The following is a 3,472-nucleotide window of genomic DNA, read 5'->3' on the forward strand; positions in this document are numbered from 1 at the left end:
GAGCTTCTCCTTGCGAAGATGATCCGGGCCGTGGATGAGGACGATCTCGCAGAGCGTGTCCTGACGACGCACTTTATCCGCGACATGATCGGGAACTTAAATGCCTTCTCAAAGCAGGGGTTCCGGTGCGCCCGGTGTGGGTCGAAGTTCCGGCGGATGCCGCTTGCCGGGAAGTGCCGGTGCGGAAACAAGATCATCGCCACCGTCTCGGAAGGATCAGTGAAGAAATACCTGGCTGCATCGCTCTCGATCTGCGAGCAGTTTAAGGTCTCCGAGTACACAAAACAGCGGATTGCCGTGATCGACGCCTCGATCAACTCGACATTCGGGGAAGAGGTGAAGCTCCAGCTGGGGCTTGCGGATTTTATGTAGATCGAGGAATGTTTTTTGCATTGGAGCGCAAATATATGTCCTTCAGTGCGAGTGTTACCGAGAGGCCAAAGGTGATCGACTCAAGATCGATTCCCGTAGGGGTTCGCAGGTTCGACTCCTGCCACTCGCATCAGGATATCAGGCTCGATTCTTACCAGGTAGCAGTGTCTGCTTTTAGACCTCCCAACTTCTCAATTTGAGAGGGTTATTCTCTTATAGAATTAATAAATAGCACGATTTCATCGACATTAGTATATGGGTTTGTCAGGGTGGAGAAGAGGTTCGATCCGTTTTCCTGATGATACTGCCTGAGCCTTCGAGCGTTCTCCAATGCCTGATGCTCATTCCCCATTAAATTCTCAAATATATTCTCGACATTGGGTTTTGTGTAATCCTTTTCAAACACACGGAGTTTAGCTGTTGCCTCTTGTGATCCGAGTGAATCCTGAAGATACCGATAATGGAGCAGGAGCCACACTTCAAAATCCGGGTTAGAATGGATTAAATGCATATGGGATCTCAGTGGTTTATGTAATTTCAGCTTATTTCGAGCATTATCTATCTCCGAATCTGAAAGGGTATCTACATCAAATACACAAAATATCCTGTCCTGGCCATTTAGAGGGGGTAAATGTGTTTGAATGTAACCCTCGGCATATTTGATATATTGGGATGGAGATTTGATGTTTGGTTGTACCGTCACGATTCTGATATTCCTGTTTCCATGAATATTCCTCTTCTTTAACTCGAAATAATTGAGTTCTGTCTCTCCATCAGAGAAGATGATGACAAGGGTTCGTAAAGGGCGCTGCTGAGATCTCCGCGTATGTGCCACATTATAACCCCCTTTCCATGATATCCGGCACTCCCCCGTATCTTCCGGAAAAGTAGTTCTTCTCTATTGACCGATCCAGCCTCTTTTCGTAATCAAAAAGGGAATACAGATCAGTATTTCTGGTCTGCTTCTTCTTTTCGGTAAACCAGATCTGTTCCCTTCGGAAAAGATCGGATGATAGAAGCCGCGTATTATGGGTAGTTACAATCAACTGCGAATTCATCCTGTTGATCTTGTTGCTATGGAAGAGACGGAAGATGTACGAGATTAAATCCGGGTGAAGCCGTGTGTCAAATTCGTCAATAATAAGTATTTTTTGACGGTTCTCGAATGCATCCAGAAATAATCCAAGCAGGTTAAAGAAGATCCGGGTTCCAGCAGATTCAAATTCAGAGAATGTATTTGTGATCTGATGGCCGTCATCCCGGGTATGTACGCTCTTTAATTCTGATGTCATTATAGCTCCATCAGGAAGAGGTTTTTTCGTATCTTTTTCAATGAATTGAATGACGATATCGGGAATATCTGTTCTCTTCAGGGTTTTTATAGTGCCTGATACATCATGAATATCAAAATCGGCAAAGTTTAGCAGATTAATTATTTTATCCTTATTCTCCTGTGATCTGTTCATATAGTTAATCGTGTATCGGTCACCAATATCCATGATGGAATCCAGATAATTTAAATTCTCATTAAACCACTTAAATGCCGGTCCAAAGGGTTTGTATTCATTATTTGCTTTTGAGAGGAAGAGGACATTATTTCCTGTGTGGCGAAAAAGCCCCTGTTGCTCATCATCATCCTGGTATGCCTGGAGATCATTTTGATTCCGGATAAAGATCGTCTTTTCGCTTTTTCCTTTGAAATACACGAGTTCCTCGGATATTATTTCATCTGCATTATAGGAGAATGAATAGCGGTATTCCGTTTCATCGATGATGAAGTTAAGTGAGAAAGTTGTTGGTTTCTCTGCATACTCAGAATTCAGGATGAATGGAAAATATGGGATTTTATCTCCTTTATTGAAATTTCGGGACATACGAACAATAAATTGCATCAGGTCAAGAGCGCGGATCTGGTTTGTCTTTCCCGATGCATTCGCTCCAAAAATGACAGCGCTTTTCAGTAATTTCGTTACCCCCGTAACTCCATCAACCCGGATTAAGTTCTCCGCCTTCTTCCTCTCTTTCGAAGGTACCATGCTGAATGTTGTCTTTTCAGAGATGGAACGAAAGTTTTCCACACTATATTCTATCAGCATATACTATACTCAGATCTCCTGAAAGATAATGGTATTGGTGGATTATACGATTTTTTCGTAGAATCTCTCAATATTCTAACGTCCCTGAAAACCCATGCATTTGCCATCATATTGTATTATCTATCCAAAATGCACTTCTCTCTCCAAAACTGTGCAATGATGAAAGGATCAGGTGATCGATCATTTCCGGGTATTCTCCAGCAACTCCAAAAGCTCCATACAGTAAAACCCCTCTTTCTGAAACTCTGCGACACCTTCAATTTCACGGGCAACAACGCCGGGCGAGACCTGGTAGGAGAGCCCCTTCACTGCGGGTAGTTTTGCTTTTAATGACGTGAGAATGGAATATGCCTCGGAGCGGGTGAGTGCCGTGTTCTTGATCTCAACTGCAAGATCTGCCCCCTCGGATATTGCGAGGAGATCGATCCCGTCGCCCCGGCGGTTCCACCATGAGCCGACTGCATCATATTCCGTGATGAGACGTTCCCTGAGAAGGGTTCGCACCATCTCTTCAAATGCAAACCCTGAGAAGCCCCATAAGTTTGAGCTCCTCTGTCCTGCCATAGAATTTCATAATGATTATGGTTGTAATTATTATTGGTATAATTATTATCGGGGTTCGGAGGATTGGCATACTGTGATACCAAAACCACGCCCGATCTTTCAGTCATATTTGTCAGAGACTGGCAATCAACATTGGATCTTTAAGAAAAACAACATGGAAGGTTTACCCTGCAGGATATGTGGAGTGGGAGGTCTTACTTTCTGCAGGATCCTTGTTCACTTCGCTTTCCCGGTCTTTTCTTTCAAGTGACTGCCTCGTCAGAATCTCTGCGATATGGGTCTCAAAATCGACGACCATCGTATATTCTGTCTTGAAGAAGGTCTCAGTGATTGTTTTTTGTGGGATATTCATCCTGGTAAGGTAGGAATAGAGATCCTCAGGCTCGATCTTTGCTTTCAGCGCCCTGAGTGACTGGAGAATGGAGTTTTGGTACAGATCT

The 3,472-nt window shown here is 43.8% G+C and carries 5 protein-coding genes and 1 tRNA gene; 2 read left to right on the forward strand and 4 right to left on the reverse strand.

Annotation, left to right across the window (positions count from 1 at the left end):
- Positions 1–372: hypothetical protein (locus QCH34_RS09110; RefSeq protein WP_300333134.1), on the forward strand; the 372-nt coding region annotated here is incomplete at its 5' end.
- A gap of 47 nt (positions 373–419) precedes the next feature.
- A tRNA-Leu gene (locus tag QCH34_RS09115) sits at positions 420–502 on the forward strand.
- Positions 503–577: 75 nt separating this feature from the next.
- Here QCH34_RS09115 and QCH34_RS09120 read toward each other — a convergent pair.
- From QCH34_RS09120 to QCH34_RS09135, 4 genes are all read right to left on the reverse strand, one after another.
- On the reverse strand, positions 578–1,207 hold the full coding sequence (locus tag QCH34_RS09120) for an RloB family protein (protein WP_300333139.1): 630 nt from the start codon (positions 1,205–1,207) through the stop codon (positions 578–580).
- Position 1,208: 1 nt separating this feature from the next.
- On the reverse strand, positions 1,209–2,468 hold the full coding sequence (locus QCH34_RS09125; RefSeq protein ID WP_300333141.1) for an ATP-binding protein: 1,260 nt from the start codon (positions 2,466–2,468) through the stop codon (positions 1,209–1,211).
- A 180-nt stretch (positions 2,469–2,648) separates the two neighbouring features.
- Positions 2,649–3,032, reverse strand: coding sequence for a DUF234 domain-containing protein (locus QCH34_RS09130; protein WP_300333143.1), 384 nt, complete (start codon positions 3,030–3,032; stop codon positions 2,649–2,651).
- A gap of 163 nt (positions 3,033–3,195) precedes the next feature.
- Positions 3,196–3,472 (reverse strand): hypothetical protein (locus tag QCH34_RS09135; protein WP_300333145.1); only part of this gene is annotated, 277 nt, incomplete at its 5' end.

The organism is Methanocalculus sp. (assembly GCF_029762515.1).
Taxonomy (GTDB): domain Archaea; phylum Halobacteriota; class Methanomicrobia; order Methanomicrobiales; family Methanocorpusculaceae; genus Methanocalculus.